The 14,176-nt window shown below is 57.8% G+C and carries 19 protein-coding genes; 13 read left to right on the plus strand and 6 right to left on the minus strand.

Annotated features, from left to right (window positions below; translation table 11 throughout):
- Window positions 1-14 precede the first annotated feature (14 nt).
- The 6 genes from ACMGEE_RS08790 (at window position 15) to ruvX (ending at window position 4,218) form a co-directional block, all read left to right on the plus strand.
- Entirely contained in the window at window positions 15-527 is a 513-nt protein-coding gene (locus ACMGEE_RS08790; RefSeq protein WP_253458608.1) for a SprT family zinc-dependent metalloprotease, read from the plus strand.
- Window positions 528-634: 107 nt separating this feature from the next.
- Complete coding sequence (gene endA / locus ACMGEE_RS08795; RefSeq protein WP_253458605.1) at window positions 635-1,339, plus strand: deoxyribonuclease I; 705 nt, start codon at window positions 635-637, stop codon at window positions 1,337-1,339.
- Window positions 1,340-1,411: 72 nt separating this feature from the next.
- On the plus strand, window positions 1,412-2,143 hold the full coding sequence (gene rsmE, locus ACMGEE_RS08800) for a 16S rRNA (uracil(1498)-N(3))-methyltransferase (RefSeq protein WP_253458602.1): 732 nt from the start codon (window positions 1,412-1,414) through the stop codon (window positions 2,141-2,143).
- 54 nt (window positions 2,144-2,197) lie between these two features.
- Window positions 2,198-3,142, plus strand: coding sequence for a glutathione synthase (gene gshB, locus ACMGEE_RS08805; RefSeq protein WP_125287319.1), 945 nt, complete (start codon window positions 2,198-2,200; stop codon window positions 3,140-3,142).
- Window positions 3,143-3,232: 90 nt separating this feature from the next.
- Window positions 3,233-3,796 carry a YqgE/AlgH family protein gene (locus ACMGEE_RS08810; RefSeq protein ID WP_125287318.1) on the plus strand — a complete coding sequence of 188 codons (564 nt, stop codon included), beginning with the start codon at window positions 3,233-3,235 and terminating at the stop codon, window positions 3,794-3,796.
- On the plus strand, window positions 3,796-4,218 hold the full coding sequence (gene ruvX / locus ACMGEE_RS08815; RefSeq protein WP_125287317.1) for a Holliday junction resolvase RuvX: 423 nt from the start codon (window positions 3,796-3,798) through the stop codon (window positions 4,216-4,218). The genes ACMGEE_RS08810 and ruvX overlap by 1 nt, the downstream gene beginning before the upstream one ends.
- Before the next feature lie 9 nt (window positions 4,219-4,227).
- On the opposite strand, the gene ACMGEE_RS08820 is transcribed toward ruvX, so the two are convergent.
- A complete protein-coding gene (locus tag ACMGEE_RS08820) occupies window positions 4,228-4,398 on the minus strand; it encodes a hypothetical protein (protein WP_436829907.1) in 171 nt (56 codons plus the stop codon).
- Between the two features lie 84 nt (window positions 4,399-4,482).
- The gene (locus tag ACMGEE_RS08825) at window positions 4,483-5,478 is read right to left on the minus strand and encodes a type IV pilus twitching motility protein PilT (protein ID WP_436829908.1); all 996 of its coding nucleotides are present in this window, start codon (window positions 5,476-5,478) and stop codon (window positions 4,483-4,485) included.
- A 15-nt stretch (window positions 5,479-5,493) separates the two neighbouring features.
- Here ACMGEE_RS08825 and ACMGEE_RS08830 point away from each other — a divergent pair, with 15 nt between their 5' ends.
- The 4 genes from ACMGEE_RS08830 to hemW are packed head-to-tail and all read left to right on the plus strand — an operon-like array spanning window position 5,494 to window position 8,512.
- Complete coding sequence (locus tag ACMGEE_RS08830; protein ID WP_253458593.1) at window positions 5,494-6,192, plus strand: YggS family pyridoxal phosphate-dependent enzyme; 699 nt, start codon at window positions 5,494-5,496, stop codon at window positions 6,190-6,192.
- Between the two features lie 15 nt (window positions 6,193-6,207).
- On the plus strand, window positions 6,208-6,759 hold the full coding sequence (locus ACMGEE_RS08835) for a YggT family protein (RefSeq protein ID WP_253458591.1): 552 nt from the start codon (window positions 6,208-6,210) through the stop codon (window positions 6,757-6,759).
- A 30-nt stretch (window positions 6,760-6,789) separates the two neighbouring features.
- Window positions 6,790-7,383 carry an RdgB/HAM1 family non-canonical purine NTP pyrophosphatase gene (gene rdgB, locus ACMGEE_RS08840; RefSeq protein ID WP_253458589.1) on the plus strand — a complete coding sequence of 198 codons (594 nt, stop codon included), beginning with the start codon at window positions 6,790-6,792 and terminating at the stop codon, window positions 7,381-7,383.
- Window positions 7,376-8,512, plus strand: a complete 1,137-nt coding sequence (gene hemW / locus ACMGEE_RS08845; protein ID WP_370734667.1) for a radical SAM family heme chaperone HemW — start codon at window positions 7,376-7,378, stop codon at window positions 8,510-8,512. Before rdgB ends, hemW begins: the two co-directional genes overlap by 8 nt.
- Before the next feature lie 255 nt (window positions 8,513-8,767).
- Here the strand turns inward: hemW and ACMGEE_RS08850 are convergent, their stop codons facing one another.
- From ACMGEE_RS08850 to trmB, 3 genes are all read right to left on the minus strand, one after another.
- On the minus strand, window positions 8,768-9,475 hold the full coding sequence (locus ACMGEE_RS08850; protein ID WP_253458585.1) for a YggN family protein: 708 nt from the start codon (window positions 9,473-9,475) through the stop codon (window positions 8,768-8,770).
- Window positions 9,476-9,559: 84 nt separating this feature from the next.
- Window positions 9,560-9,886, minus strand: a complete 327-nt coding sequence (locus ACMGEE_RS08855; protein WP_253458583.1) for a YggL family protein — start codon at window positions 9,884-9,886, stop codon at window positions 9,560-9,562.
- Window positions 9,886-10,605: a tRNA (guanosine(46)-N7)-methyltransferase TrmB gene (gene trmB, locus ACMGEE_RS08860; RefSeq protein ID WP_253458581.1), complete on the minus strand. Its 720-nt coding sequence runs from the start codon at window positions 10,603-10,605 to the stop codon at window positions 9,886-9,888. The genes ACMGEE_RS08855 and trmB overlap by 1 nt, the downstream gene beginning before the upstream one ends.
- Before the next feature lie 155 nt (window positions 10,606-10,760).
- Between trmB and mutY the strand changes: the two genes are divergently transcribed.
- Genes mutY through mltC form a run of 3 tightly spaced genes read left to right on the plus strand, consistent with a single transcriptional unit; the run spans window position 10,761 to window position 13,237 of the window.
- The gene (mutY, locus tag ACMGEE_RS08865) at window positions 10,761-11,837 is read left to right on the plus strand and encodes an A/G-specific adenine glycosylase (protein ID WP_436830005.1); all 1,077 of its coding nucleotides are present in this window, start codon (window positions 10,761-10,763) and stop codon (window positions 11,835-11,837) included.
- The gene (locus tag ACMGEE_RS08870) at window positions 11,837-12,109 is read left to right on the plus strand and encodes an oxidative damage protection protein (RefSeq protein WP_125287307.1); all 273 of its coding nucleotides are present in this window, start codon (window positions 11,837-11,839) and stop codon (window positions 12,107-12,109) included. Before mutY ends, ACMGEE_RS08870 begins: the two co-directional genes overlap by 1 nt.
- Before the next feature lie 51 nt (window positions 12,110-12,160).
- Entirely contained in the window at window positions 12,161-13,237 is a 1,077-nt protein-coding gene (gene mltC, locus ACMGEE_RS08875; protein WP_199746323.1) for a membrane-bound lytic murein transglycosylase MltC, read from the plus strand.
- A gap of 111 nt (window positions 13,238-13,348) precedes the next feature.
- Here mltC and ACMGEE_RS08880 read toward each other — a convergent pair whose 3' ends face one another.
- Window positions 13,349-14,176 carry a phosphoenolpyruvate hydrolase family protein gene (locus ACMGEE_RS08880; protein WP_253458578.1) on the minus strand — a complete coding sequence of 276 codons (828 nt, stop codon included), beginning with the start codon at window positions 14,174-14,176 and terminating at the stop codon, window positions 13,349-13,351.

A 14,176-nucleotide genomic window follows, 5' to 3' on the forward strand; every position in this document is an offset into this window, starting at 1 on the left:
GTATCCTCTGCACCATGAAATCCCCTCGACTTCCAATAGCCCTACAACAGGCCGTGATGCGTTCGCTGCGCGACAAGCTGCAGCAGGCTAATCAGCGCCTTGAACGTCACTATCCTGAACCAAAGCTGGTTTATCAGCAGCGCGGTACGGCTGCGGGCACCGCCTGGCTGGAAGCCTGGGAGATCCGCCTGAATCCGGTGCTGCTGCTGGAAAATCAGGAAGCTTTTATCAATGAAGTGGTGCCGCACGAGCTGGCGCATCTGCTGGTATGGAAACAGTTTGGCCGCGTGGCGCCGCATGGCAAAGAGTGGAAGTGGATGATGGAAAGCGTGCTGGGCGTGCCTGCACGACGCACCCACCAGTTTGCTATCGAATCGGTGCGCAGCCGCGCTTTCCCCTATCGCTGCCGCTGTCAGCAGCATCAGCTGACCGTGCGTCGCCATAACCGGGTCACGCGCGGCGAAAGCGAATACCGCTGCGTTCACTGCGGCGAAAAATTGCTGCCCGGCACGTTTACGCCCGCATAAAAATCGGCCTGGCGTCAAAAAAAGCGCTGATAAAGCACGCGACGATTTCCTGTTATCCGGCGCTTCTGCTACTCTCGCCGCTTTATTGACTGACAGAAAACCGGACTATGTTACGCAAAATTATTGGCTGCTTTTCGCTGCTGACCGCCTTCTTTGCCCACGGGTTAAGCCCCAACAACTACCATCAGAATAATTTCAGCCAGGCAAAAGCCTATGCCGCGCAAATCAATGCCGATGCGCCAGGCTCTTTTTACTGCGGCTGTAAAATTAACTGGCAGGGGAAAAAAGGCGTGCCGGACCTCGCCTCCTGCGGCTATCAGGTGCGCAAAAACGCCAACCGCGCTAACCGCATTGAGTGGGAGCACGTGGTGCCCGCCTGGACTTTCGGCCACCAGCGCCAGTGCTGGCAGGATGGCGGCAGAAAACAGTGCGCCAAAGACGCGGGCTATCGCCGTATAGAGTCCGATCTGCATAACCTGCAGCCCGCCATCGGCGAGGTTAACGGCGATCGCGGCAACTTTATGTACAGCCAGTGGAACGGCAGCGAGCATCAGTACGGCCAGTGCGAAATGAAGATCGACTTCAAGAACAAGCAGGCTGAACCGCCAGCGCGCGCGCGCGGCGCCATCGCCCGCACCTGGTTCTATATGCGCGACCAGTACCAGATTGCGATGTCGAAACAGCAGACTCAGCTGATGACGGTCTGGGACAAGCAGTATCCGGTTACCGCCTGGGAATGCGAGCGCGATAACCGCATCGCAAAAGTCCAGGGCAACCACAACCCCTATGTACAGCGTGCTTGCCAGCGGTAAAATCTGTGGCCTAAACTGGACAGCATGTCTTGGCCGCGCCCGCCGCGGCCAGTTACTTTTATCAGGATCCCCATGCGTATACCCCGCATTTATCATGCCGAACCGCTGGTCGTCGGCAGTGAAGTTTTCCTCAACGAAGAAGCGGCAAATCACGTAGGACGCGTACTGCGGATGAACGCCGGTCAGCGCCTGGAATTGTTCGATGGTACTAATCTGACATTTAGCGCCGAAATCGTGCAGGCGGATAAGAAAAATGTGCGCGTCGCCGTGCAGGAAAGTCGCGAAGAGTGCCGTGAATCCCCGCTTCACCTGCATTTAGGCCAGGTGATGTCGCGCGGCGAGAAGATGGAGTTCACCATTCAAAAAGCGGTGGAACTGGGCGTAAACAGCATCACCCCCTTGTTTTCTGAGCGCTGTGGCGTAAAGCTTGATGCCCAAAGGCTGGCGAAAAAAATCCAGCAGTGGCAAAAAATTGTGATTGCCGCCTGCGAGCAGTGCGGCAGAAATCGCGTGCCGGAGGTGCGTGAAGCAATGACGCTGGAGGCCTGGAGCGCCGAAGAGGACAGCAGCCTGAAGCTCAATCTGCACCCGAGAGCGAGCCAAAGCATCAATACCCTGCCGCAGCCCGTGGAACGCGTCCGTTTGCTGATTGGCCCGGAAGGCGGCCTGACGGCGGATGAGATCGCGATGACGGCGCGCTACGGCTTTACCGATATCCTTTTAGGGCCTCGCGTGCTGCGCACGGAGACCACCGCGCTAACCGCCATTACCGCCCTTCAGGTGCGGTTTGGCGATTTAGGCTGATAACAGGCACTGACGAGAAAAACGGCAGGCAAGAAAGCTCAACTGGAGAGACTAATGATTAAGCTTGGCATTGTGATGGACCCGATTAGCGCCATCAATATTAAAAAAGACAGCAGCTTCGCGATGCTGCTGGAAGCACAGCGCCGCGGTTATGAAATTCACTATATGGAGATGAAAGATCTCTATCTGCGCGGCGGTGAAGCGCGCGCCGCAACGCGTCTGTTGAGCGTTGAGCAAAACTACGACAAATGGTACGAGTTCGGCAGCGAGCAGGATATTGCGCTGGCCGACCTGAACGTAGTGCTGATGCGTAAAGATCCGCCTTTCGACACCGAATTTATCTACGCGACCTACATCCTTGAGCGCGCGGAAGAAAAAGGCACGCTGATCGTGAATAAGCCGCAGAGCCTGCGCGACTGCAACGAGAAGCTCTATACCGCCTGGTTTGCTGAGCTGACGCCGGACACGCTGGTGACCCGCAGCGCGCAGCAGATCCGCGATTTCTGGCAGGAGCACGGCGACATTATCCTGAAACCGCTGGACGGCATGGGCGGCGCCTCTATTTTCCGCGTGAAGCAGGAAGATCCAAACCTGTCGGTGATTATTGAAACGCTGACCGAGCACGGCAGCTTCTACTGCATGGCGCAGAACTATCTGCCAGCGATTAAAGAAGGCGACAAGCGCGTGCTGGTGGTGGATGGTGAACCCGTGCCTTACTGCCTGGCTCGCATTCCCAAATCGGGCGAAACGCGTGGCAACCTGGCGGCCGGCGGCCGTGGCGAAGCGCGTCCGCTGTCCGAAAGCGACTGGGAAATTGCCCGCCGCGTCGGCCCAATGCTGAAGCAAAAGGGCCTGATTTTTGTCGGCCTGGATATCATCGGCGACAAGCTGACGGAAATTAACGTGACCAGCCCGACCTGCATACGTGAGATCGAGGCCGCATTCCCGATTTCAATTACTGGTATGCTTATGGATGCGATTGAAAAACGACTGGCCTGATAAGAAAAGGATTGACGGGCCTTCGTGCTAACCCTGTTGTTCGCCTGCGGCCTTTACCACAGGCGGGCAACCCGACTACAGAATCCTGATATGAATTTACAGCATCATTTTTTGATTGCCATGCCCACGCTGCTGGATCCTTTGTTCAAACGTTCGGTTGTTTATATCTGCGAACACAATGACGAAGGCGCCATGGGTATTATCGTTAATAAACCGATGGAAAATCTTACCGTCGACGGCATTCTTAAGAAGTTAAAAATTATGCCAACCCCGCGCGAACCCGAAGTCAAACTCGACAAGCCGGTTTTTGCCGGCGGCCCGCTGGCAGAAGATCGCGGTTTTATTTTGCACTCGGCTCAGCATACCTACGCGTCCAGCATTCGCGTTTCCGATAATACGGTGATCACCACCTCCCGCGACGTGCTGGAAACGCTGGGCACGCCGGAGCAGCCGGAAAGCGTACTGGTCGCGCTGGGCTACTGCGCCTGGGAGAAAGACCAGCTGGAAAACGAGCTGCTGGAAAACGCCTGGCTGACCATTCCGGCCAACAGCAATATTCTGTTTAAAACGCCCGTGGCCGAACGCTGGCGCGAAGCGGCGAAAAGCATCGGCGTGGATATTCACAATATCACCAGCGATGTTGGACACGCCTGATGAGCCACCTTACTCTGCTGGCCTTCGATTTCGGCACCAAAAGCATCGGCGTGGCGATAGGCCAACAGCTTACCGGCACCGCCCGCCCGCTTCCCGCGTTAAAAGCGCAGGATGGCACGCCCGACTGGAGCAAAATCGAGGCGTTGCTGAAAGAGTGGCAGCCGGATCATGTTGTGGTCGGTCTGCCGTTAAATATGGACGGCACCGAACAGCCGCTAACCGCCAGAGCGCGCAAATTTGCCAACCGGCTGCACGGCCGCTTTGGCGTCAAGGTAGAGCTGCACGATGAGCGCCTCAGCACCGTGGAAGCCAGGGCTGACCTCTTTTCACGCGGCGGCTTTCGGGCGCTGAACAAGGGCAGCGTCGATTCCCTTTCGGCCGTGATCATCCTCGAAAGCTGGTTTGAGAACGCGTGGAGCTAGTCGGCTCGTTTATCGCTTCACTTTTACCGCCGGGCCGCGTAACGTCGCCCGGCTCGTGCACCAGCCCCGCTTAACGTTACGCCAGCAGCACCGCTTAACGTTACGCCACCAGCACCGCCACCCGCCCGTTTCGATTGCCGCCACGCCCCAGCACCAGCGGCTGCCAGTCTCGATTGCCATTACTTCTCCAGCTCCACTTGCCAGTAACGCCTGCCATTACGCTATCAGCCCCGCTTTCCGTTACACCTCCGTCTTCACCTGAAATCACGCCACCAGCCCGGCCTGCCGCCGCGCCTGCAAACTTTGCTCAAACGTCTGCATACCCAGCTGCGCGCCGGTTTGCAGCACGCCCGGCAGCTGATACGTTTTGCCCTCGCGAATCAAGCTGCTTGTGGCTGGGGTATTAATCAGCACCTCAAACAGCGCCACCCGACCTTTGGTCACGCCCGGCACCAGCTTTTGCGCTATCACCGCTTTCAGGCTGCCGGCCAGCTGGCTGCGGATCAGGTTTTTCTCCGCGCCGGGAAAAACGTCCACCAGCCTGTCCACCGCCTGCGCCGCGCCGCGCGTGTGCAGCGTCGCCAGCACCAGATGCCCGGTTTCTGCCGCCGTCAAAGCCAGCTGGATGGTGTCGCTATCGCGCAGCTCGCCCAGCAGGATGACGTCCGGATCCTGGCGCAGCGCCGCCCGCAGCCCGGTGCTGAAAGAGACGCAGTGCCGGCCTATCTCCCGCTGCTGGATCAGCGATCGCTCGCTGCGGTGAATAAACTCCACCGGATCTTCCAGCGTCAGGATATGGCGGTGCTGCTGCTGGTTAATCGCGCCGATAAGCGCAGCCAGCGTGGTTGATTTGCCGCTGCCCGTCGCGCCCGTCACCAATACCAGCCCGTCCTGCAGCCGGAGCAGCTCCTTTACTATCGGCGGTAGATCCAGCTCCGCCAGCTCGGGACAGCGGCTGGTGATAAAGCGCAGCGCCAGCGAAATACCCCGCCGCTGTCGGAACAGATTCGCCCGCAGCCGCGTGCCGTCGGCCAGCGTCAGCGCGAAATCCAGCTGGCCTGCGCGAGCGAATTCGCGTTGCTGATCGGCATCCAGCCACGCCTGACTAATTTTTAGCAGCAGCTCGTCGCTGGCAGGAAGACCGCCCGGTATCGCCTCCAGCCTGCCGGCCAGCCGCCAGAACGGATAATGACCACTACAGAGGTGCAGATCCCCGGCGTTATGCTTTACACTAAGCGCCACTAATTCCTCAATATCCATATTAACTCCCTGACTATGACCCCGATTCAGCACAACTTACAGCAGATACGCGAGCGGATCTCAGCGGCAGCCGCACGATGCGGCCGCGATCCAGCAGAAATTACGCTGCTTGCAGTGAGCAAAACAAAACCTGCGAGCGCGGTCGAAGAAGCGGCGGCGGCGGGCCAGCTTGCCTTTGGCGAAAACTACGTGCAGGAAGGCGTCGATAAAATCCAGGCGCTTAACAATTCCGCGCTGGCGTGGCACTTTATCGGGCCGCTGCAATCCAACAAAAGTCGGCTGGTAGCGGAAAACTTTGCCTGGTGCCATACGGTGGATCGGCTGAAGATCGCCGCAAGGCTGAACGAACAGCGTCCGGCCGATTTACCGCCGTTGAATGTGCTGATCCAGATAAATATCAGCGACGAGCAGAGTAAATCTGGCATCATGCTGGCTGCGCTGCCGGATCTGGCTCGGGAGATTGCTCAGCTGCCGCGTTTAACGCTGCGCGGCCTGATGGCGATCCCCGCGCCGGAGGCGGATTATCAGCACCAGCTGGCCGTTTGTCGCCGGATGGCGGCAGCCTTTAGCGAACTGAAAAAGAGTTATGCCTCCGTCGACACGCTCTCTCTGGGGATGAGCGACGATATGGATGCGGCTATTGAGGCAGGTACGACCATGGTGCGCATTGGCACCGCCATATTTGGCGCGCGCGATTACGGCGCCACTAACTAACTTTTGAGGGACTCCATGCTGACGTTGACTTTTCTGGTCTCAACGATAATTAATCTTTACGTGAAAGTGCTGCTGCTGCGTATCTGGATGCAGTGGGCAAGATGCGATTTTTATAATCCGTTCTCGCAGTTTATCGTTAAGATCACCCAGCCGGTGATCCGCCCGATGCGCCGGGTCATTCCCTCTATCGGGCCGCTGGATACCGCGTCTTTACTACTGGCCTATGTGCTGAGCGTGCTGCTGTTTACCGTGATGTTCACGCTTCAGAGCAGCGTATTTATTTTCGATCCGGTCTTCCTCTATTTCGGCCTGGTGTCGCTGGTGAAAGCCGCCGGCGTGCTGGTATTCTGGGTGATTATCATTCGCTCGCTGATGAGCTGGATAAGCCAGGGCCGCAACCCGGTGGATTACGTGCTGATCCAGCTGACTGAGCCGCTGATGGCACCCGTGCGTCGCCTTATTCCGGCGATGGGCGGCATCGACTTCTCGGCGATGGCGGTGATCCTGATCCTCTATATGCTGAACTATCTGGGAATGGACTTTGTTCCCGGCTGGGCGCAGCTTTAATTTGTACGGTAGTTAACTTCTGGACCTGATATGCAAAAAGTAGTGCTCGCCACCGGCAATGCCGGAAAAGTTCGTGAACTGGCCGATAAGCTGGCCGCCTTTGGCCTGGATATCGTGGCGCAGACCGAGTGTGGCGTGGAGTCGGCCGAAGAGACCGGCCTGACCTTTATCGAGAATGCCCTGCTGAAAGCGCGTCACGCTGCGGCTATCACCGGTTTGCCGGCGATTGCCGACGACTCCGGGCTGGCGGTGGACGCGCTGGGCGGCGCGCCTGGCATCTATTCCGCGCGCTACGCCGGCGCGGAGGCCAGCGATCGGCAGAATATCGACAAGCTGCTGGAAGCGATGGAAAACGTGGCGGACGGCCAGCGCCAGGCGCAGTTCCACTGCGTGCTGGTTTATCTGCGCCATGCTGAAGACCCCACGCCGCTGGTGTTTCACGGCTGCTGGCAGGGAGAAATCGCCCGTGCCGTCAGCGGCGAAGGCGGCTTCGGCTACGATCCCGTGTTCTTTGTACCGGCGCTGGGCAAAACCGCCGCAGAGCTGAGCAAAGAAGAGAAACGCGCGGTTTCCCATCGTGGCAAAGCGCTGGCCCTGCTGCTGGAAGCGATGCGCAATGCATAATCTGCCGCCGCTCAGCCTCTATATTCATATTCCGTGGTGCGTACAGAAATGTCCCTACTGCGATTTCAACTCGCATGCGCTGAAGGGCGAAGTGCCGCACGAGGAGTATGTCCGGCATTTACTGGCCGACCTGGATGCCGATCTGCCGCTGGCGGCTGGCCGCGAGGTTGGCACAATCTTTATCGGCGGCGGCACGCCCAGCCTGCTGAGCAGCGAGGCGATGCAGATGCTGATGGACGGCGTGCGGGCAAGGCTGCCGCTCTCGCCAACGGCGGAAATCACCATGGAGGCGAACCCGGGCACCGTCGAGGCCGATCGCTTCAGCGGCTATCAGCGCGCCGGTATCAACCGCATCTCGATTGGCGTGCAAAGCTTCAGCCAGCAGAAGCTGACGCGTCTTGGCCGCATTCACGGCCCGGAAGAAGCGAAGCGCGCGGCGAAGCTGGCTCAGGGGCTGGGCCTGCGCAGCTTTAACCTTGATTTGATGCATGGCCTGCCCGATCAGTCGCTGGCGGAGGCGCTGGACGACCTGCGCCAGGCTATCGAGCTGGATCCGCCGCATCTTTCCTGGTATCAGCTGACCATCGAACCCAACACGCTGTTTGCCTCCAGGCCGCCCGTGCTGCCGGACGATGACGCGTTATGGGATATCTTTGAGCAGGGCCACCAGCTGTTAACGGCGGCGGGTTACGAGCAGTACGAGACTTCCGCCTATGCCAAACCGGGCTACCGCTGCGAGCATAACCTCAACTACTGGCGCTTCGGCGACTATCTGGGGATCGGCTGCGGCGCGCACGGCAAGCTGACGCAGGCAGACGGGCGAATTATCCGCACCGCCAAAATCCGCCACCCACGCGGCTTTATGAACGGCAATTACCTGGATCGTCAGCACGAGGTCGCGGAAACAGAAAAGCCGTTTGAGTTCTTTATGAACCGTTTCCGGCTGCTGGAAGCGGCGCCGCGCGAAGAGTTTGCGCGCTTTACCGGCCTTAGTGAGGAAGCTATTCGTCCTCAGCTTGATGAGGCGCTGGCGAAAGGTTACCTGACGGAAACGGCGCAAAGCTGGCAGGTGACGGAGAAAGGCAAGCTGTTCCTGAACTCGCTGCTGGAGCTGTTCCTGGCTGAATAGCCGCCCCGCTTTACCCACGTCCCGCCGGAAAAAGCGGGGCGTGTTTTCAAACGGCTATCCCCTCTTTACGCGCGGCGCGCGGAATACCAGCCTAATCGCAAGCCGTTAATACAGTCTGCCGTTATGGCAACGCTGCCAGCTATAAATCCCATGGACGTCTTTAGACAAAGAGAAAGGCGATAACGTCCTGGTGCCGGTAGTCTTTGCCGCTTACAGCCAGCCCGTACAGACACCAGAAGAGCAGCTCTGGCCGGATTATTTCAATCCGCCAATCAGCGTCTTACGCTGCGCTTCCAGCGCGGTCACGCGGTTGCAGACTTCGTGTCCGAAGTTCTGGAAGTCCGCCTCCTGATTGCTCCATTCCGCCTGCACGGCCTGCTGCAATCCGCCCAGGTTACCCATCACTGCCTGAAGCGGATTATCGCCGTTCACCTTGCTGCCCATTTCGTTAAGGCTGTCCTGGATCACGCCGCCCATCGCGCTCTGCACCAGCTTTTCGCCGTCCTGCCGCACCTGCTCGATAGCCTGATGATGGAACGTCAGCCCGTCGTTGCGATGCTCAATAATGCGGTTCATCTGCTGCTTCAGCTGCTCGTCCAGCTTTGTCAGGCGGCTACGGACTCTGCTGTCCGTGCCCAGTTTGTTGACGATCACGTTATCCAGCGCCACGCGGCTTTTTTCCAGACGCTGACGCGCTCCCTGATCGATCCAGGGCAAATCGCGGCGCAGCGCGGCCTGATAGTCGATGGCGGTCTGGCGCGTGGCGTTATCGACCGAAGCGGACTGCCCGTTGCGCTGTACCTCGCCGGTCGGTGTGATGATCAGATTGCCGCTGGCGCCCACTACCTTGACGTTCTGCGGAGAGATAACGATATCGTCCTGAGGATTGACGCTACATTGATAGTCGGCCTGTGCCTGGCCTGCCGCCAGCAACAGCGCGGCCGCTACGATCGCTTTACGCATTGACTCTTCTCCTGAGAAACAAAAGGCCACGCATGCGTGGCCTCAACGGACGGTTTGCCTGCTTATGCTACGGCAGGCAGATAATTAGTCCCACCAGACGTCGAAAAGTTCGGTTACCTGGATATTATTCAGCTGGCGATCTTCCAGCCATTTACGCACCAGCTCGCGGTGCTCATCGGTGCACTTGCCGGTTTGCTGCAGGCAGACCAGCCCTTCCCACTGCAGGAAGCCGCTGCCGTCAAACGCCAGGCCGTTGGGATCGATAACTTCATTAATGAAGGCGTCCAGGGTGGTGTCGATGGTGTCGCCGCTGGTATCTTCCGGGAAGGAGAAAGCGACGGAAAAGCCTAATTCCTGAAACTCATCGATATGCATTTTTTTACGCAAGCGACGACTGCGTTGAGCTGCCATTATTTAATCCTCTCAAACATCAAATCCCATACACCGTGGCCAAGACGCTGGCCGCGCTGTTCGAATTTTGTTAACGGCCGCGAATCGGGACGCGGCACATAATCGTTGGTTGCCGACTGGTTTTTGTAGCCAGCAATGCTGCTCATTACTTCCAGCATATGTTCCGCATAGGCTTCCCAGTCGGTCGCCATATGAAACACGCCGCCCAGCTTCAGCTTGCGCATCACCAGCTCGGCAAAAGGCACCTGAACGATGCGGCGCTTGTTATGGCGCGCTTTATGCCAGGGATCCGGGAAAAAGAGCTGCACCATACGCAGCGAATTATCCGGGATCATTTTCTCCAGCACGTCGACTGCATCGTGACACATCACGCGCAGATTCTCCACGCCCGCCTCGTCGGCTGCGCTCAGGCAGGCGCCGACGCCCGGCGAATGCACTTCAATACCCAGAAAGTTTTGCTGCGGGTTCGCGGCGGCCATCGCCACCAGCGATGCGCCCATGCCAAAGCCAATCTCCAGCACCACCGGCGCCTCGCGGCCAAAAAGGGATGCCAGATCAACGGGTTCCGGCTGATACTCCACACCTTTAACAGGCCAGAAATGGTCCAGCGCGTGCTGCTGGCCTTTGGTCAGGCGGCCCTGACGGCGAACGAAGCTGCGAATACGGCGCATCGGGCGGCCGTTTTCGTCAAACTCCGGTGTAATCACATCATTCTTCATGTTTCTGCCTGCTGGTCTGCAATATCTGAAAAACGGGCATTATGCAAAGTTACAGCGGTTAAGCAAGCCCTGGAAACTTCCGGTTTACAGCATAACGGGTCTGTGCTGGAATCCCAGCCTGATTTTTAATTTACTGGGGAAACCTCGCAAAGATGATGCAAGCGCCGCAGTTCTCACAGCAGGTACTGGACTGGTATCAGCGCTTTGGCCGCAAAACCCTGCCCTGGCAGCTGGCAAAAACCCCTTATAAAGTTTGGCTCTCCGAAGTGATGCTGCAACAGACGCAGGTCGCGACCGTTATCCCTTACTTTGAACGCTTTATGGCGCGCTTTCCCACCGTGACCGATCTGGCTGCCGCAAAGCTGGATGAGGTGCTGCATTTATGGACCGGACTTGGCTACTATGCCCGCGCGCGCAATCTGCATAAGGCGGCGGTACAGGTAGTGGAAAAACACGGCGGGAAATTCCCGGAGACCTTTGCAGAGGTTGCCGATCTGCCCGGCGTCGGCCGCTCGACAGCGGGTGCGATCCTTTCTTTATCGCTGGGTCAGCATTTCCCGATCCTGGACGGCAACGTCAAGCGAGTGCTGGCACGCTGCTATGCCGTTCAGGGCTGGCCGGGCAGAAAAGAGGTGGAAAAGCGTCTTTGGCAGATTAGCGAAGAGGTCACGCCTGCCGAAGGCGTCAGCCAGTTTAACCAGGCGATGATGGATTTGGGCGCGATGGTCTGCACCCGCTCAAAACCCAAATGTGAAATTTGTCCGCTGAAGCTGGGCTGTATCGCCTGTGCGCAGGGCAACCAGACCGCTTATCCCGGCAAGAAGCCAAAACAGATTTTGCCGGAGCGCACCGGCTATCTGCTGATGATGCAGCGGGACGACAAAGTGTGGCTGGAACAGCGGCCGCCGGTTGGCCTGTGGGGCGGGCTGTTCTGCTTTCCGCAGTTCACCAGCGAAGACGAGCTGCGGCAGTGGCTGCACAGCCGCCGTATCGATCATGCGGCGCTGACCCAGACTATCGCTTTTCGCCACACATTCAGCCATTTCCACCTGGATATTGTGCCAATGTGGCTGAAACTGCCTGCCGCAGGCGCGGTCATGGATGAAGCCGCGGGTCTCTGGTATAACTTAGCGCAGCCGCCGTCCGTGGGACTGGCTGCCCCGGTGGAGCGCTTGCTGGCGCAGCTGCGTCAGCCGCAACCGATGGGCATTCCAACAGAAGAGGAAGAGTGATGAGCAGAACCATTTTTTGTACGTTCCTGCAGCGCGATGCTGAAGGACAGGATTTTCAGCTCTATCCGGGTGAACTGGGCAAGCGTATCTATAACGAAATTTCCAAAGAAGCCTGGTCGCAGTGGATGAGCAAGCAAACCATGCTGATCAACGAGAAAAAGCTGAGCATGATGAACCCGGAAGATCGCAAACAGCTTGAGCAGGAAATGGTGAAATTTCTGTTCGAAGGACACGATGTCCATATCGAAGGTTATACCCCGCCAGCAGAATAAACGTTGGGCCTCGCCATAGAGGCCCCCTCAATTTGGGCGTAGCACGACATAATGAAGAAACTGATAGGCTTGCTGGTTATCGCGCCGCTGCTGATTTCCTGCTCCAGCAATAAAAAGCCGGTTTTCCACGAAGAGTGGGTCAAGGACACCAACGGATTCGACATTCTGATGGGGCAGTTTGCCCATAACATCGAAAATATTTGGGGTATTAATGAAGTCCTGATCGCCGGTCCAAAAGACTACGTTAAATATAGCGATCAGTATTATACGCGCAGCCATATTAACTTTGACGCCGGTAAGATCACTATCGAGACTATCGCCGGTACGGATCCGATGGCAAGCCTGCGTCAGGCGATCATTACCACGCTGCTGATCGGCGAAGATCCGGGCAATGTCGATCTCTACTCCGACGCCAACGATATTCAGCTGGGTCAGGAGCCGCTGCTCTATGGTCAGGTGCTGGATAATACCGGCCAGGCGATCCGCTGGCAGGGTCGCGCGGCCAGCTTCGCCGACTACCTGATCCAGAATAAATTGCAGCGCCGCAACGCCGGTCTGCATATCATCTGGTCGGTTACTATCCCGATGGTGCCCAACCATCTGGACAAGCGTGCGCATAAATATCTGCCGATGGTGCGCAAGGCGGCGGAGAAATACGGCGTGGATCAGGCGCTGATCCTGGCGATCATGCAGATTGAATCGAGCTTCAACCCCTATGCGGTCAGCCATTCTGACGCGCTGGGCCTGATGCAGGTGGTGCAGCATACCGCCGGCGCGGACGTGTTCCGCATGAAAGGGAAATGGGGCAAGCCGAGCCGCAGCTACCTGCTCGATCCGGAAAACAATATCGATGCGGGGACGGCCTATCTTTCGCTGCTGCAGGACAGCTACCTTTCCGGCATCGCGAATCCGCTGTCACGGCGCTATGCGGTGATCACAGCCTATAACGGCGGCGCGGGCAGCGTACTGAGAGTCTTCTCCAGCGATAAGAATCGGGCCTTCAGCGCGATTAACGATCTGTCGCCTGCGGAGGTGTATCAAACGCTGACCACCAACCACCCTTCTGCCGAGTCGCGTCGCTATCTTTATAAAGTGAACAACGCGCAGAAGAGCTACCATCGCTATTAGTATTGCTGCGGGTAGCGCGGACGTTTCGGGTGGGGTAAAGCGAATAGCGCGCAGGCTGACTTCTGCAAAAGAGCAAAGCGGACAGATCCGAGGATCCGTCCGCTTCCAGTCTTAGCGGCTGATGTTTTTAAACTGCTTTGTGGTTTCCGTCAGCGCAACTTCGGTCGGCAACCGCTCCATGGAGCTGGCGCCGTAAAAACCGTCGCACTGTGGGCACTGGCTGAGGATATACTTCGCGTCTTCCGGCGTGGAAATCGGCCCGCCGTGACAAAGTACAATGACCTCTTTACGCACTTTCTTCGCGGCTGCCGCCCATTCGTTGATTAACGGCACGCAGTCGGCCAGCTTCAGTGCGGTTTCCGCGCCGATGTTGCCGCCGGTGGTCAGTCCCATATGCGCCACGATAATATCCGCGCCCGCTTCCGTCATCGCTACAGCATTTTCCGTGCTGAAAACATAAGGCGTGGTCAGCATCTCTTTTTGTGCCGCCAGCCGGATCATATCGACTTCCAGCCCATAGCCCATGCCGGTTTCTTCCAGGTTGGCGCGGAAGTTGCCATCAATCAGCCCTACCGTGGGAAAATTTTGCACGCCGGCGAATCCCATCGCCTTGAGATCGTCCAGAAACTTATCAAAATGGCAGAAGGGATCGGTGCCGTTGACGCCCGCCAGCACCGGCGTGTTCTTCACTACCGGCAGCACTTCTTTTGCCATATCCACTACGATTTCGTTGGCGTTGCCGTAGGCCAGCAGGCCGGCCAGCGAACCACGCCCGGCCATACGGTAGCGCCCTGAATTATAGATAACGATCAGGTCTATGCCGCCCGCCTCTTCGCATTTCGCGGAAAGCCCGGTACCGGCTCCGCCGCCGATAATCGGTTCGCCGCGCGCAATCATCGCGTTAAATTTTGTCAGTATCTCCTGACGGGTAAAAGCCAT

The organism is Erwinia artemisiae (assembly GCF_051400835.1).
Taxonomy (GTDB): domain Bacteria; phylum Pseudomonadota; class Gammaproteobacteria; order Enterobacterales; family Enterobacteriaceae; genus Erwinia; species Erwinia aeris.

Excerpts from the sequence above, each read along its gene's own strand:
- ACMGEE_RS08790 (WP_253458608.1), top strand. The coding sequence starts at position 15 with ATGAAATCCCCTCGACTTCCAATAGCCCTACAACAGGCCGTGATGCGT.
- ruvX (WP_125287317.1), top strand. The coding sequence starts at position 3,796 with ATGAGCCACCTTACTCTGCTGGCCTTCGATTTCGGCACCAAAAGCATC.
- ACMGEE_RS08825 (WP_436829908.1), bottom strand. The coding sequence starts at position 5,478 with ATGGATATTGAGGAATTAGTGGCGCTTAGTGTAAAGCATAACGCCGGG.
- gshB (WP_125287319.1), top strand. The coding sequence starts at position 2,198 with ATGATTAAGCTTGGCATTGTGATGGACCCGATTAGCGCCATCAATATT.
- ACMGEE_RS08850 (WP_253458585.1), bottom strand. The coding sequence starts at position 9,475 with ATGCGTAAAGCGATCGTAGCGGCCGCGCTGTTGCTGGCGGCAGGCCAG.
- mutY (WP_436830005.1), top strand. The coding sequence starts at position 10,761 with ATGCAAGCGCCGCAGTTCTCACAGCAGGTACTGGACTGGTATCAGCGC.
- endA (WP_253458605.1), top strand. The coding sequence starts at position 635 with ATGTTACGCAAAATTATTGGCTGCTTTTCGCTGCTGACCGCCTTCTTT.
- trmB (WP_253458581.1), bottom strand. The coding sequence starts at position 10,605 with ATGAAGAATGATGTGATTACACCGGAGTTTGACGAAAACGGCCGCCCG.
- ACMGEE_RS08870 (WP_125287307.1), top strand. The coding sequence starts at position 11,837 with ATGAGCAGAACCATTTTTTGTACGTTCCTGCAGCGCGATGCTGAAGGA.
- rdgB (WP_253458589.1), top strand. The coding sequence starts at position 6,790 with ATGCAAAAAGTAGTGCTCGCCACCGGCAATGCCGGAAAAGTTCGTGAA.
- ACMGEE_RS08830 (WP_253458593.1), top strand. The coding sequence starts at position 5,494 with ATGACCCCGATTCAGCACAACTTACAGCAGATACGCGAGCGGATCTCA.
- mltC (WP_199746323.1), top strand. The coding sequence starts at position 12,161 with ATGAAGAAACTGATAGGCTTGCTGGTTATCGCGCCGCTGCTGATTTCC.
- ACMGEE_RS08855 (WP_253458583.1), bottom strand. The coding sequence starts at position 9,886 with ATGGCAGCTCAACGCAGTCGTCGCTTGCGTAAAAAAATGCATATCGAT.
- ACMGEE_RS08835 (WP_253458591.1), top strand. The coding sequence starts at position 6,208 with ATGCTGACGTTGACTTTTCTGGTCTCAACGATAATTAATCTTTACGTG.
- ACMGEE_RS08880 (WP_253458578.1), bottom strand. The coding sequence starts at position 14,176 with ATGGCTTTTACCCGTCAGGAGATACTGACAAAATTTAACGCGATGATT.
- ACMGEE_RS08810 (WP_125287318.1), top strand. The coding sequence starts at position 3,233 with ATGAATTTACAGCATCATTTTTTGATTGCCATGCCCACGCTGCTGGAT.
- hemW (WP_370734667.1), top strand. The coding sequence starts at position 7,376 with ATGCATAATCTGCCGCCGCTCAGCCTCTATATTCATATTCCGTGGTGC.
- rsmE (WP_253458602.1), top strand. The coding sequence starts at position 1,412 with ATGCGTATACCCCGCATTTATCATGCCGAACCGCTGGTCGTCGGCAGT.
- ACMGEE_RS08820 (WP_436829907.1), bottom strand. The coding sequence starts at position 4,398 with ATGGCAATCGAGACTGGCAGCCGCTGGTGCTGGGGCGTGGCGGCAATC.